12 protein-coding genes, 1 pseudogene and 1 riboswitch are annotated in these 13,175 nt (G+C 61.6%); of the genes and pseudogenes, 5 read left to right on the top strand and 8 right to left on the bottom strand.

Annotated features, from left to right (window positions below):
• Positions 1–353 precede the first annotated feature (353 nt).
• Entirely contained in the window at positions 354–2,018 is a 1,665-nt protein-coding gene (gene recN, locus ABUH87_RS13755) for a DNA repair protein RecN (RefSeq protein ID WP_367774538.1), read from the top strand.
• A 57-nt stretch (positions 2,019–2,075) separates the two neighbouring features.
• Positions 2,076–4,181: an NAD-dependent DNA ligase LigA gene (gene ligA, locus ABUH87_RS13750; protein WP_367774536.1), complete on the top strand. Its 2,106-nt coding sequence runs from the start codon at positions 2,076–2,078 to the stop codon at positions 4,179–4,181.
• Positions 4,182–4,300: 119 nt separating this feature from the next.
• Here the strand turns inward: ligA and ABUH87_RS13745 are convergent, their stop codons facing one another.
• The 4 genes from ABUH87_RS13745 to ABUH87_RS13730 form a co-directional block, all read right to left on the bottom strand.
• Positions 4,301–4,870, bottom strand: a complete 570-nt coding sequence (locus ABUH87_RS13745) for a TMEM165/GDT1 family protein (RefSeq protein ID WP_367774535.1) — start codon at positions 4,868–4,870, stop codon at positions 4,301–4,303.
• Positions 4,871–4,888: 18 nt separating this feature from the next.
• A riboswitch (yybP-ykoY riboswitch) is annotated at positions 4,889–5,070 on the bottom strand.
• A gap of 62 nt (positions 5,071–5,132) precedes the next feature.
• Positions 5,133–5,441, bottom strand: coding sequence for a CtrA inhibitor SciP (gene sciP / locus ABUH87_RS13740; protein ID WP_367774534.1), 309 nt, complete (start codon positions 5,439–5,441; stop codon positions 5,133–5,135).
• Positions 5,442–5,661: 220 nt separating this feature from the next.
• Positions 5,662–6,405, bottom strand: coding sequence for a DUF2459 domain-containing protein (locus ABUH87_RS13735; protein ID WP_367774533.1), 744 nt, complete (start codon positions 6,403–6,405; stop codon positions 5,662–5,664).
• Positions 6,378–7,271 (bottom strand): 50S ribosomal protein L11 methyltransferase, encoded by an 894-nt coding sequence (locus tag ABUH87_RS13730; protein ID WP_367774711.1) that lies wholly within the window; start codon positions 7,269–7,271, stop codon positions 6,378–6,380. Before ABUH87_RS13730 ends, ABUH87_RS13735 begins: the two co-directional genes overlap by 28 nt.
• A 199-nt stretch (positions 7,272–7,470) precedes the next feature.
• On the opposite strand from ABUH87_RS13730, the gene sdhC reads away from it, so the two are divergent.
• Genes sdhC through sdhA form a run of 3 tightly spaced genes read left to right on the top strand, consistent with a single transcriptional unit; the run spans position 7,471 to position 10,132 of the window.
• The gene (gene sdhC, locus ABUH87_RS13725) at positions 7,471–7,866 is read left to right on the top strand and encodes a succinate dehydrogenase, cytochrome b556 subunit (protein ID WP_367774531.1); all 396 of its coding nucleotides are present in this window, start codon (positions 7,471–7,473) and stop codon (positions 7,864–7,866) included.
• A gap of 24 nt (positions 7,867–7,890) precedes the next feature.
• Positions 7,891–8,274, top strand: coding sequence for a succinate dehydrogenase, hydrophobic membrane anchor protein (sdhD, locus tag ABUH87_RS13720; protein ID WP_367774530.1), 384 nt, complete (start codon positions 7,891–7,893; stop codon positions 8,272–8,274).
• A gap of 1 nt (position 8,275) precedes the next feature.
• Positions 8,276–10,132 (top strand): succinate dehydrogenase flavoprotein subunit, encoded by a 1,857-nt coding sequence (sdhA, locus tag ABUH87_RS13715; protein WP_367774528.1) that lies wholly within the window; start codon positions 8,276–8,278, stop codon positions 10,130–10,132.
• A gap of 295 nt (positions 10,133–10,427) precedes the next feature.
• Here sdhA and ABUH87_RS13710 read toward each other — a convergent pair.
• The 4 genes and pseudogenes from ABUH87_RS13710 to ABUH87_RS13695 form a co-directional block, all read right to left on the bottom strand.
• Positions 10,428–10,720 (bottom strand): annotated as a pseudogene (locus ABUH87_RS13710) (transposase); the annotation flags it as partial.
• A gap of 559 nt (positions 10,721–11,279) precedes the next feature.
• Positions 11,280–11,972, bottom strand: a complete 693-nt coding sequence (locus ABUH87_RS13705) for a TetR/AcrR family transcriptional regulator (RefSeq protein WP_367774526.1) — start codon at positions 11,970–11,972, stop codon at positions 11,280–11,282.
• Between the two features lie 33 nt (positions 11,973–12,005).
• Positions 12,006–12,476 (bottom strand): hypothetical protein, encoded by a 471-nt coding sequence (locus ABUH87_RS13700; RefSeq protein WP_367774210.1) that lies wholly within the window; start codon positions 12,474–12,476, stop codon positions 12,006–12,008.
• 12 nt (positions 12,477–12,488) lie between these two features.
• Positions 12,489–13,175 (bottom strand): SRPBCC family protein (locus tag ABUH87_RS13695; RefSeq protein WP_367774209.1); only part of this gene is annotated, 687 nt, incomplete at its 5' end.

Genomic DNA, 13,175 nt, shown 5'->3' with positions numbered 1-13,175 from the left:
CTTTTTACTGATCGTAGTCAGGCTCTGTTAAGATTTCGCTAAGATTGCCTGGGAGCCAAGATGATCGCTATCGGAGGCCTTTCTTGGCCATTCACACCCCGCGCGTTTAGATCGAGGCAGAATCGAATCGGGCGCGGACGCGCTGCTCTGAGGTCATCGTGCGTGTTCGCTAAGCTGCGATCGACGGGTGGTATCGAGATGATCGTTTTCCTGCACAGGCAGTGCCGAATCTTTGCATCCTGTGCTAGACTCGGACGTTGTCTGTTTGGTGTTCCGGCCGCGCATCCCCTTGCCGCGGACGGAGACAAGCCGGGTGACGCATCGCATATGCTGCGCTAGAACGCGCTGCGAACATGCTCACCCGGCTTTCCATCCGTAATGTGGTCCTTATCGCCGCTCTCGATCTCGAGTTTGCGGGAGGACTCGGCGTGCTCACTGGCGAGACAGGAGCGGGCAAATCCATATTGCTGGACGCCCTTGGACTGGTCTTGGGGAATCGCGCAGACAGCGGTCTTGTGCGAGCAGGGGAGGACCGGGCGAGTGTAACTGCCAGCTTTGAATTCGCGATCCTTCCGGATACAGTCCGCGAGGCGCTGGATGAATCGGGAATTGAGATCGAACCGGGGGAGCCCCTGATTCTGAAGCGTCAGCTTCGCGCCGACGGGGGCAGCAAGGCGTTTGTGAATGACCAGCCGGTCAGCGTCGCTTTCCTGCGCGAGATGGCCCCAGCTTTGGTTGAGATCCATGGGCAGCACGATGACCGTGGGCTTGTTAATCCCCGCGGACACCGGGAGTTGCTCGATCGCTTCGCAGGAGGGGATGGAGGAACAGTTGCGGCCGCATGGCGCGACTGGCGCGCAGCCCGGGAGGGCTTCGAGATCGCGCAGCGTCGGGCGATCGAGGCGGCAGAGGATCGCGACCTGCTCCTCGCTTACGTAGAGGAATTGACGGCGCTGCAGCCTGAGGAGGGAGAGGAGGAGAAACTCGCTCTTCTGCGGGCAAGCATGCAAAAAGGAGAGAAGCTGGCAGACGATCTCTCAGAGCTTCGCCATCTATTCCAAGGAAGCGATTCGGCGATGACGTCTCTTCGCGGTGCCGCGCGACGCCTTGATCGCATCGCTTCGGAGCACCCGCTTCTGCAGCAGGCACTCGAAGCACTCGACCGCGCCATGATTGAGGCGGACGATGCCGAGGCGAGGATCGCTGATGCCGCAGAGGCGATGGCGTTTGAACCTGCGGAACTGGACCGGATCGAAACTCGCCTCTTCGAGTTGCGGGCGGCGGCTCGCAAGCACGGGTGTCAGGTTGATGATCTGCTCACAAAGCTTGCCAAGATGCGAGCTGCCCTTGACGAGATTGAGGGTGGCACTGAGCAATTGAGCCGGCTCGAAGAGGCAAGCGAGGCTGCGGCGCAGGTTTATCGTGCGCAGGCGGAATTGCTGCATGCCAACCGCGTAACCGCTGCGTTGCGTCTGGACCAAGCCGTCGCCGCTGAGTTGGCGCCTCTGAAGCTGGACGCCGCGCGGTTCAGGACTGCTGTCTCTGACCTGCCAGAAGAGCGCTGGGGTGCGCACGGGATGGACTCGGTCGAGTTCCTGATCAGTACCAACCCTGGTGCTCCCTTTGCGCCACTCGCCAAGATCGCCAGCGGCGGCGAGCTGTCCAGATTTATCCTCGCCCTGAAGGTTGCCCTGGCAGAGGAGGGCGGCGCTGCGACGATCATCTTCGACGAAATCGACCGCGGTGTAGGGGGAGCTGTGGCTGATGCCATCGGTGAGCGACTGGCGCGCCTGGCCTCTGCCGGCCAACTGCTTGCCGTTACGCACAGCCCTCAAGTCGCGGCCCGTGGTGACCGTCACTACATGATCGCCAAGGCAAGCGAGGGCATGGTGACGCGCACGTCTGTCACTCTGCTCGACGCGGACGAGCGCAAGGAAGAGATTGCTCGCATGCTCTCCGGCGCCGAGATAACAGACGAGGCACGCGCACAGGCCGAACGGTTGCTGGAGCGTGCATGAGCGCGCTTTCACGACTGTTTCATCGCAATTGCCCAGGCACGCGTTAGGAACGTTTGCATGTCCCAAGACCTCACGGAGGCGCAAGCAGCCAACGAGCTGATGCGCCTGTCTCGACAAATCGCAAAGCATAACCGGCTTTATCATGCCGAGGATGCGCCGGAGATTAGCGACGCCGAGTACGACGCGCTGGTTCGCCGTAACGCAGACGTTGAAGCCGCATTTCCGCACCTGATCCGACCGGATAGTCCGAGCCAGAAGGTAGGTCATGAAGTCGCGGCGTCGCCTCTGTCCAAAGTGGCGCATGAGGTTCGGATGATGAGCCTCGACAACGCCTTCAATGCAGACGAGGTCGCGGAATTCCTCAGCCGCGTCCGGCGTTTTCTCGCTCTGTCAGAGGACGTGCCGGTGCCCGTCACCGCAGAGGACAAGATTGACGGCCTTTCCTGTTCGCTGAGATACGAGCAGGGCAGACTGGTGCGCGCTGCTACCCGTGGCGATGGACAGGTTGGCGAAGATGTCACTCCCAATGTCTCGTTCATTCCCGATATTCCTCAGCAGCTTAAAGGTGCCACTCCCGACGTTTTCGAGGTGCGTGGCGAGGTCTACATGGAGAAGGCCGCCTTCCTCGCTCTCAACGCCGAACTGCTGAACGAGGCACGCGCCGCGGCCGAAGCGAAGGGGGAGCCCTTCGAGGAAAGCAAGGTCCGCCAGTTTGCCAATCCCCGCAACGCGGCTGCCGGATCTCTGCGTCAGAAGGATCCGAGCGTCACTGCGAAGCGGCCCCTTCGGTTCTGGGCGCACGGCTGGGGCGCTGCAAGCGAGGTCCCCGGTGAGACACAGCACGCGATGATCCGCCGGATCGAGAGTTGGGGCTTGCCGGTGTCCCCTGATTTCCGCCTCTGCGAATCGCTGGATGACATGATTGCAGCTTATGAAGCCATTCGCGCCAAGCGGCAGGGGCTGCCCTATGAAATCGACGGTGTCGTGTACAAGGTAGACCGGCTTGATTGGCAGAGGCGTCTCGGGTTTGTGGCGAAGGCGCCGCGCTGGGGCTTGGCTCACAAATTCCCTGCGGAACGCGCCGAGACGGTGCTGGAAGCGATTGATATACAGGTTGGCCGCACGGGCAAGTTGACGCCGGTGGGCCGCCTGCGTCCAGTGCTGGTCGGCGGCGTCACGGTCACCAACGTCACGCTGCACAATCGCGACGAGATCAGTCGGCTTGGCGTAAGACCAGGAGACCGCGTCGTACTTCAGCGTGCAGGCGACGTGATCCCGCAGGTGGTCGATAATCTCACGCGAGAAGAGAGCCGCCCCGCCTTTGCCTTTCCCGAGCGCTGCCCGCAGTGCGATTCAGAGGCGGTTGCGGAGGACGGTGAAGTAGACGTGCGCTGCACCGGAGGACTCGTCTGTCCCGCTCAGCGAACAGAGCGCCTGAAGCATTTCGTCAGCCGTGCAGCACTTGATATCGAGGGGCTGGGGGAGAAGACGATCGACGAGTTCTTCGCGCTGGGATGGCTGCAGAGCCCTGCCGACATCTTCCGCCTTCGTCAGCACCGAGCCGAGTTACTCGACCGCGAAGGCTGGAAGGACAGGTCTGTGGACAACCTGTTGGCAGCAGTGGAAAACAAGCGTCGCCCTGATGCCGCAAGATTGTTGTTCGGCTTGGGAATCCGCCATGTCGGCGCGGTAACTGCCCGCGATCTGTTGAAGCAGTTTGGCACTCTTCCTGCACTGCGCGAAGCAGCTGAGAAAGCTCGAGAGGGCAATGCCGATGCTGCTGCGGAGCTCCTCGCGATTGATGGCGTGGGACCCGTGGTCGTCGAGGCTCTGGGCGACTTCTTCCATGAGGAACACAACTGTCAGGTCTGGAACGATCTGTTGAGCGAAGTCTCGCCGCCTACCTATCAGATCGAGACCAAAGACAGCGAGGTTGCCGGGATGACCGTCGTCTTCACAGGCAAGCTTGAGACGATGAGCCGGGACGAGGCCAAGGCGCAAGCCGAAAGGCTAGGTGCCAAGGCAGCCGGATCGGTTTCCCCGAAAACTGATCTGGTCGTGGCCGGGCCCAGTGCCGGTTCGAAGCTCAAGAAGGCTTCGGAACTCGGTATCCGGGTCATCGATGAGGCGGCTTGGGCAGAGATTGTGCGAGCGGCAGGCTAGCGCATTTCCAAGTTGACCCGCTTGCGGTCCATGGCAGGGAGAATGTGGCGATCGTAGATCTGGAGCGTTTCCCCTCGAGCCGGAAACGCTCCAGCCTCAGCTTGAACCAACTGCTGCCGCTATATCCATCCGGCAGTCTGCCCCAGCAGCCAGAGGCCAACTACCAAAAAGAGCGCAGCCGCGACCCAGCGTACAATGTGCAGCGGGACGCGTCGGATCAACTCCTGGCCCAGGTAGACGGCCGGCACATTCGCGATCATCATGCCCAGCGTCGTGCCGGCAGTCACCGGAAGGACACTGTTGAATTGCGCGCCAAGAGCCACGGTCGCCAGCTGCGTCTTGTCGCCCATTTCCACAAGAAAAAAGGCGACCGTCGTGGTGATGAAAGCGCCGAAGCGCGCGGGCTTGGGCTCCTCGTCGTCCAGCTTGTCCGGGATCAGTGTCCAGGCGGCCATCGCTATGAAGGACGCCGCGACGGCGTAGCGGAACCATGGGCCTTCCAAAAGCGATGCGGCCTGTTGGCCGAGCAGAGCGGCAAGAAAGTGGTTCGCCAGCGTGGCGGCCAGAATGCCGAACACGATCGGCAGTGGGCGCTTGAATCTTGCAGCCAGAACGATCGCAAGAAGCTGTGTCTTGTCGCCGATCTCTGCGAGTGCAACTACCGCGGTGGAGGTAAGAAAGGCTTCCAACGTAATCCCTTGTGGGCCGGATGCGAGATGCAGGCAACGACATCGCACCCCACCCGGCCGGCAAGGCGCCATATCGTTGGTCTCGCCTAAGCGATGCTGGCTACATGCCAGTTCGCTCCCTGCACGCCATGATCTCTCGATCAAGTATGTTGACGTGAGGATCGCCCGCAGGCGATCGGCTACTCCCCAAGGACGGGTTCATCCAACTAACCCAGAAGGACGACGCGGGCAAGTCATGTGACCGTCCGCGCCGTCCCGCAGGTTATCTTCCGCGCAGTTCTCTCTCGTGTTGCTGACGATAGTGCTGCACGCGGGTTGCCCGGAGCCCCGGCATCCCCTCGCGATCTATCGCCCGCTGCCACGACGCCAGTTCCTCCAACGTCAGGTCGTAGCGCTCGCAGGCTTCTCGCACGGACAGGAGCCCGCCATTGACGGCGGCCACGACCTGAGCCTTGCGGCGCACAACCCAGCGCGACGTGTCGGGCGGGGGAAGATCCGCTTTACTGAGTTCCTCTCCGAGAGGTCCGAGGATCGTCTCGGGACGGAAAGTGACGGTTTCGCTCTCCAGCATATATCTGCCTCACTAGTCGTTCGTTACCACCCCCTGAAGCGAGGTCGAACATTGCTCTGAGAGGTTAAGAACAGATTACCGTCATACGTTAAAATACGTACTTGTAAATCCTAAGCCACTGACTTCGCAGGCGATTGGATGGCAGCCTTGAAGGGCTAGCATGAGCGTGCCGTTAACTATTCTTGGTCACTGTGATGGGGCTCGTGCCGCCGTCACGAGCTCAGGGCGAAGGCCTGCTGGCCTGGCGCTCCGAAACGCTTTCAAGCGCAGTTTCCCCCTGAGGCGGCCTGATCCACTTCATCACGCCGCCTGCCATCGGCGTCCACCAGCCGGTACGCACCCCCGCCTCAGCGAGCCGGTCGCTCGTCCACTGATTGCATGTGTTAACCGCCGTGTACTCGCCGCCCACCTCGTAGAAGAGGTCCGAAGAACCGTAACCTTGATGGGTGCGCGGCGTCCCCACGAGCGAAAAACTATTCTCAATTGCCTCGACCAAGGCTGCGTACTCGGCCTCTGAGAGCTTGATCGGCCGCAGATCGTCTGACGTCGCCGGACGCACATAGTATGCGACATGCGCCAGTCCCTCGCCGCCTCGCGTCAGGATGCGCAGCACCGTTCGTGGAGAGAGATCCCACCAGCTTGGCGTCCCAAGGAATACCTCGCGCTCTCCCCAGCTGACCGAGATGTGGGTGTACGGCCTGTCAGAGGCGCCCAATCGCGCAGGAGGGAAGCTCTCGCGCCAGTCTTTCAATGGCGTAACGAGCGGTAGCACCAGAGCCGTATGGACTCCATTCGTCTCGAGCCCGACCACGTAGTCGCCGGAGGTCACTTCCCGCCAATCTGCATTGCGGGGGATGGACGAGCCGGCCCATATGGCGAACATGAGGAGCCCGCACGCGATGCCGAACCCGGCGGCGATGCGGTAGCGCCTGCGGGTCAGCCGCGGGATCGCCGGCGCAGCCACAGAATCGACCAGTCGCCCGACACAATCCGGCCGGCGAGACGCATGCCCGCCAGTCTGCAAGCCGAACGAACTGCGCTTTCCTGTGTCTCCAGCAGGCCGGCGAGCAACAGGTGGCCGCCCGGAACCAGGGCCCTCCCAAAGTCCGGGGCGAGTTCGACGAGCGGACCTGCCAAGATGTTGGCCATGATGAGATCATAGGGACCACGTGCCTGGATCAGCGGATGATTCAGACCTGCCGCAATCGTCATGACCAGAGCGCCCGGCTGCGGACCTAACGAGACCGCGTTGTCGCGGGCATTATCCGCCACAACATCGGCGCACACCGCATCTATGTCGCTGGCGGTAGCGCTGGCGCGAGGCCACAAAGCCATCGCCGCGAATGCCAGCAAACCAGTACCGGTGCCGACATCCAGCATGTTGCGCACCACCACGCCGCGCCGTCGCATTGCGTCGAGCATAGCCAGGCAGCCGGACGTCGTTTGATGGTGCCCGGTCCCAAATGCCTGGCTCGCCGGAACTACGAACTCCACTGTGCCTGGTTCATTCTGAACGGGGTATTCGGGTGTGCGCACGATGAAGCGGCCCGCGCGTATCGGTTCAAGATCCGACTGGCTGCGCGCCACCCAATCCTCATCCTCCAGCGCCTCGACCGTTATCTCGGGAGCGGTGTCGGTAAAGAGATCGGCGATGGCTGAAATGTCTGCATCCGAAGGTTTGCGCGGCAGCCAGGCTTCAAGCTTCCAATCGTCAGGACGATCCTCTGCAAGCTCGGTTCCGGCAAGAACAATTTCGCTGTCCCAGTCGGGCTTATCCTCATGCGCGAGCAGTGCTGCCTCCACGGCTGCACGCTCGGCGAGCAATGTCATCTTGTAGGTGCGACTCACAATGTTTCTTTGTTTGTATGTTCTGCGGAGCGACTCTCCCTTAGGGGCAGAGGTATGGCTTGGCCAGTGCACCTGGCTATATGAGATCGGCGCAAGCCTTGCACAGAGCGGCAATTCGGCTAAGGAGAGGGCGGCAGAGGCTGCGGCACTTCTGCTTATTCGTAAGGGGAATCGAACTAGCATGGCTCAGCAAGCCGGGACCAGGAACCGTCCGCTTTCACCGCACCTGCAGATCTGGCGCTGGGGGCCGGGCATGGTGTCCTCGATCCTTCATCGCGCAACGGGCGTTGGAGCGAGTGTAGGAATTCTCGTGCTGCTCTGGTGGCTCGGTGCATTGATCTCGGGGCCGGAGGCTTACGCGGACTTCACCGCAGCCGCCACTCACCCGATCGGCATCATTGTCCTCGTCGGCGTTAGCTATTCGGTTATTGCGCACACCATAACCGGCATCCGCCACTTCGTGCTCGACACTGGCGCAGGGTATGAGCTGGGCCAGAACAAGCTGTGGGCCAACATCAGCACCGTGGCTGGCGTAGTGCTCACCGTGCTGTTCTGGGCCGTGCTGCTGTTGCGCTAAGATTGCCGGTTCAAGGAACGAGATATGGGTAACGGGACTTCAATCGGACGCGTTCGGGGCAAGGGCTCCGCGCACAACGGAGCGCATCACTGGCTGCTCTTCCGCTACACGTCAGTGGGCAGCCTGCTGCTGACGATATGGTTCGGCGCATCGCTGCTGATGATGCCGAGCCTCAACTACGCCGCTGTGCGGGAGTGGCTGGTCTCACCCATCGCGGCGACAGCCATGGCGCTCTTCATCGTCGTGAATGTCTGGCACGCACAGCTGGGGCTGCGCGTCGTCATCGAGGACTACGTGCATGAAGAAGGCAACAAGTTTGCTTCGCTCCTCGCTCTCAACATGATCTGTTTCGCAGCGGCCGCGTTCGGCCTGTTCTGCGTGATCCGCCTTGCGCTTGGAGGCGCTTGAAATGGCCAATCCTTCGCCGACCACGCCTGACACCACTCCGACCGGCGCCTCCTCGCGCCCGGCTTACCAGATCATCGACCATATCTACGACACCGTGGTTGTCGGCGCTGGTGGCTCCGGCTTGCGCGCTACCATGGGATCGGCCGAAGCCGGGCTGAAGACCGCCTGCATCACCAAGGTGTTCCCGACTCGCTCGCATACGGTTGCGGCGCAGGGCGGAATCGCGGCCTCGCTGCAGAACAATACGCCGGACCACTGGACCTGGCACATGTATGACACCGTTAAGGGGTCGGACTGGCTGGGTGACCAGGATGCCATCGAGTACATGGTGCGTGAGGCGCCTCAGGCCGTGTACGAGCTGGAGCACGCCGGCGTGCCTTTCAGTCGCAATGCCGATGGTACCATCTATCAGCGCCCGTTCGGCGGTCACATGCAGAACATGGGTGAAGGCCCGCCGGTGCAGCGCACCTGCGCCGCTGCCGACCGTACTGGACACGCCATGCTTCATGCGCTGTACCAGCAGTCGCTGAAGTATGCGGCGGACTTCTTCATCGAGTACTTCGCCATCGACCTCATCATGGATGGCGGCAAGTGCGTCGGCGTGATCGCGATGTGCATGGATGACGGCACGATCCACCGCTTCCGTTCGCAGGCCGTGGTGCTGGCAACCGGCGGCTACGGCCGTTGCTACTTCACGGCGACGTCGGCCCATACTTGCACGGGTGACGGCGGCGGCATGGTGCTGCGGGCCGGGCTGCCGATGCAGGACATGGAGTTCGTACAGTTCCACCCGACGGGCATCTACGGTGCTGGCGTTCTCATCACAGAGGGTGCGCGCGGTGAGGGCGGGTACCTGACGAATTCCGAGGGCGAGCGCTTCATGGAGCGCTATGCACCGTCGGCGAAGGACCTTGCTTCGCGCGACGTGGTTAGCCGCTCGATGGCGATGGAGATTCGCGAAGGACGCGGCGTCGGCCCTGACAAGGACCACATCTATCTTCATCTCGATCACATCGATCCCAAGGTGCTGGCCGAGCGCCTGCCCGGCATCACCGAGAGCGGTAAGATCTTCGCTGGCGTTGACCTGACGCGTCAGCCGCTTCCTGTGGTGCCTACCGTGCATTACAACATGGGCGGTATCCCGTGCGACTATAATGGTCGCGTGATGACGATCGGTCCGGATGGCAACCCTGAGACACCGGTGCCCGGTTTGTTTGCAGTGGGCGAAGCGGCTTGTGTGTCGGTGCATGGTGCTAACCGTCTGGGGTCCAACTCACTGATCGACCTTGTGGTGTTCGGTCGTGCGACTGGGCTCTACCTCAAGGACAACATCAAGCCGGGAGCTGCGCAGCCGGAACTCCCCAAGGACTCGGCGGACATGGCGCTCACGCGTCTGGACCACTTCCGTCATGCCAAAGGCGGCTCGCCGACCGCTCAGATCCGCAGCGAAATGCAGCGCACGATGTCGCAGCATGCCGCAGTTTTCCGCACCGACGAGTTGATGGCCGAAGGCAAGGAGAAGCTTGCCGCTACCTACAAGCGCATGGAGGACATCCACGTCTCCGACCGCGGCTTGATCTGGAACTCTGACCTTATCGAGACACTGGAACTCGACAACCTCATCAGCCAGGCAACGGTGACGCTCCATGGTGCGCACAACCGGAAGGAAAGCCGAGGCGCTCACGCGCACGAGGATTTCCCGAACCGCGACGACGCCAATTGGATGAAGCACACCGCGGCTTGGTTCAACGGTTGGGGCGGCAAGGGCGGTGAAGTCAAGATCGACTACCGTCCCGTGCACGAATACACGCTGACCGACGACGTTGAGTACATTAAGCCCAAGGCGCGCGTGTACTGATGATGAGAGCCGCCTGCCGATCCTTGACAAAGGGTCAGTAGGCGGCGCCCTCACGGCGCTCGAAGGCGAGTAGCAGCTCATCGAGAGTTCGCCGCATCGCGTGCATTTCGCGGATCAACGTGCCTGCTCGACAGAAGCACCGACATTCATTCTGCAAAACGGATGTTCGGCTTGCGAGTGATCGGCCCCCAACCTAGGGGGCCGCGCTGTTTGTTAGTGTAAGATGGCGGATTCGCAGTTACCGGGGCAGGCGGTCGGTAGCCGGCGAGCTGCGCGGCCTGGCGGTATTTTAGTGCCGACGCCAGGCTTCGATCGGGATCTCAGCTTCGGCCAGGGTGTAGAAGATCAGCTTATCGAGCGTCAGGCCGACACCGCCTGCCGCAGCCATGCATTCTCGCGCTCCAGATCCTTCATCCGCCGCGTCTGGTCCATCTTCGGGGCGCCATATTCCTTGCGCCAGCGGTAGTAGCTCTGCTGGTTGACGCCGATCCGACGGCAGACTGCCGCCACGGTCCCACCCTACGGCAGCACGATCTCCGCCTCACGCAGCTTGCCGATGATCTCCTCTGGCTCGGGCTTCCGTGCCATTCCATTCCTCCTTCGAAGCCCGGGCCTGTTGGCAAAGCCTTACAAGACGGGCGAACCGTGGACCTGCCGGGTCGTCCTTGGCCCAAGCCGCCGTCGGGAAACGCCTGAACAACCGCGTAGAAGGCGGCATTCGGAAAGGGGATCGGGAAGCGCCAGGGTTGTGTAGCCGTGTTCGTCGAGCTCAACGACGCTCTAGGCATAGAAGCCTTGCGACTTTGTGAGCGGATGCGGGTGACAAACTAAGCTGGCAGCTGACCGTCGATTGCGCACATCGACTTTCTAACGCAGTGCCCAACCTACCAAGGTCAGCATACCCGCGGCGGCAACAATCCAGACAGCTGCAGAAGCATTCGCAACATGGATCCAAACTTGCGACTGCGACAACAAAGGACTGTCCTTTCGATAGCCTTTGGATCAACGCCGGTTTGGGGTGTCAAAGTTCACTAAAGCGGGACTACAGGCCTTCGTCCCGAAAGTCGGCGGGCAGCACTTTGCAGAGCGATACGAACACGTCGCAGCTGTGAGCCATTGCGTTGCGTCCGCCTTATGGAGATGCACCCTAATTGTCCGGTTGATGGGGCACGGCTCCCTTGAGGAATATCCGCGTTCTGTAGGTAATCTGGCGCTCGTAATCGTCGGGAGCCATGCGGCCCCAGACGGCCAGCTGTACCGAGCCTTCCACTACCAGGATGAGGAATGCTGCAGCCGCATCATGGGCATCCGGAATTTCGGGCTCCATGGGCCGTAGGCGCCGCCTGAACAACTCGGCCAAGTAGCCGATCGTCGGCTCCGCGGTCTGTTCCCACAGGTAACGGGCTACGTCAGGATCGCGGAAGACTTCGGTGTTTGCGATGCGTATCAGGCGCATGCCTGAAGGCTTCTTGATGTTGGAGACCCACAATCTAGCGATGGCAATGAGGGTCTCTTCCAGATCGTCGGTCTCGGCTTGGCGCAGTCTCTCGGCCGGCACGATCCACTGATCGATCGCTCGCTGCAACGCGGCCTTGAACAGGGTCTCCTTGTCCCCGTAGCGTGTATAGATCGTGCGTCGCGACATGCCGACTGCGGCGCAGATCATGTCGATGCTGGTGGCATCGAACCCGTTGTCGAGGAACAGGTCCAGCGAGCGGTCCAGTAGCTCCTCGTTGCGGGACTCGATCATCTCGCGCGTTGGTCGGCCGCGCCGGGGCCGGGCGTCCGATGCGGCTCGCACCGGCTTGCCGGTAAACAGCTTCGTCTTGGATGCTTCCATGGGCACCCAGCATAGAACCCAAGCCGCAGCAAGTCATCCCGCGATGTCGATGCCTTGGTAGCTGGCGAGCAGGGCCGGATCCGGCATCGGCATTTGCAGGTAGATGTCGAGGTGGCGGATCTTTCCGGTATCATCAAACTCGTAGACCGAGACAGAGTTGACCGTGCTGCTCGCCTCTCCCACGCTGGAGCGTTCTTCCAGTTCCAGCAGGACGACATTGCCGTTCTCACTGACGCGCTTGAAGGAGCAGTCCCAGTCCGAACTCTGCGCCCAACCGTGCAGGAAGCTGCGATACGTCGGCCAGTCCATCACTTCCATGAAGTTGCCCACTCGTTCGAAGCTGGCGGTGTCGACTGCGGCCGCAAGCTCATCCCAGCGGGACTCAGTGAAGGATGGCTGCTTGGCCGCATCGACCAGCCCCTTCATCAGCTGCGAGTACTCGAGCACCTTGCGCGAAAGGCCGGTGTATTCCCCGATGACGTGGCCGATAATCTGATGGCTCATGACAGCGTTCCTTCAGCCTTGCGCCGCGAGATAGCGGTCGAGCACGGAATGGAACCGGGCGATGCTCAGCTCTTCGTGGACGAGCGAAATGTGCCCGAGGCCCGAATTGCGCAGACCCTGCTGCTGGCGAGGCATCTGCTCGTAATCCTGCTGGAGGGCGAGGAAGTAAGGATAGCTGTTCGGTTCGCTAACCTCGACCGGGTCCGCACGATACTGGCTCCGCAGAGCCTCTGGCAGCCACATATACGCCGTGACATGCCAGATGCAGCGGTTCGGATCGCCGCTGGGGTGCGGGACGGCCATGATGGTCGTCGCCTCGCCGGCGCGAATGGTCATGAAGAAGTTGGGGAAGAGGAACCAGCCCTGGTTGTCGCTCATCTGGTCGTCGGTCAATCCGCTTACGTCCAGCCCCTTGGCGCTTAGCGTCTCGCGCGTGGCCTGCTGGAGCAGAGTGCGTACGGTCACGCCGTCAGGAAATGCGAGAACTCCGGCCGCATCGCGATAGCCGTATATCAGTTCCTCGAAGCGCGGCAGGGCTTCGGCAACCGTCGGAAAGGTGCCGGGTAGCTGGCGGATTCCTTCAACCTGATCCTCCAGGCTGCATTCGGCGGTCCGCTTCACTTCGAAGGGGGACACTGCCATGCCGTGGTCGCCGAAGAAGCCGTGGCGGCTGCTTTTCGCCTCGAGATCGATGACCGA

The sequence above is a fragment of the Novosphingobium rhizovicinum genome, from assembly GCF_040813635.1.
In the GTDB taxonomy this organism is placed as follows: Bacteria; Pseudomonadota; Alphaproteobacteria; order Sphingomonadales; family Sphingomonadaceae; genus Novosphingobium; species Novosphingobium rhizovicinum.
Note: the sequence above shows the minus strand (reverse complement) of the source record. Positions and strands in the feature narration are given on the sequence as shown.

Coding starts and splice junctions, on each gene's coding strand:
- recN (WP_367774538.1), top strand. CDS start 354: ATGCTCACCCGGCTTTCCATCCGTAATGTGGTCCTTATCGCCGCTCTC.
- ligA (WP_367774536.1), top strand. CDS start 2,076: ATGTCCCAAGACCTCACGGAGGCGCAAGCAGCCAACGAGCTGATGCGC.
- sciP (WP_367774534.1), bottom strand. CDS start 5,441: ATGCTGGAGAGCGAAACCGTCACTTTCCGTCCCGAGACGATCCTCGGA.
- ABUH87_RS13730 (WP_367774711.1), bottom strand. CDS start 7,271: ATGACATTGCTCGCCGAGCGTGCAGCCGTGGAGGCAGCACTGCTCGCG.
- sdhC (WP_367774531.1), top strand. CDS start 7,471: ATGGCTCAGCAAGCCGGGACCAGGAACCGTCCGCTTTCACCGCACCTG.
- sdhD (WP_367774530.1), top strand. CDS start 7,891: ATGGGTAACGGGACTTCAATCGGACGCGTTCGGGGCAAGGGCTCCGCG.
- sdhA (WP_367774528.1), top strand. CDS start 8,276: ATGGCCAATCCTTCGCCGACCACGCCTGACACCACTCCGACCGGCGCC.
- ABUH87_RS13705 (WP_367774526.1), bottom strand. CDS start 11,972: ATGGAAGCATCCAAGACGAAGCTGTTTACCGGCAAGCCGGTGCGAGCC.
- ABUH87_RS13700 (WP_367774210.1), bottom strand. CDS start 12,476: ATGAGCCATCAGATTATCGGCCACGTCATCGGGGAATACACCGGCCTT.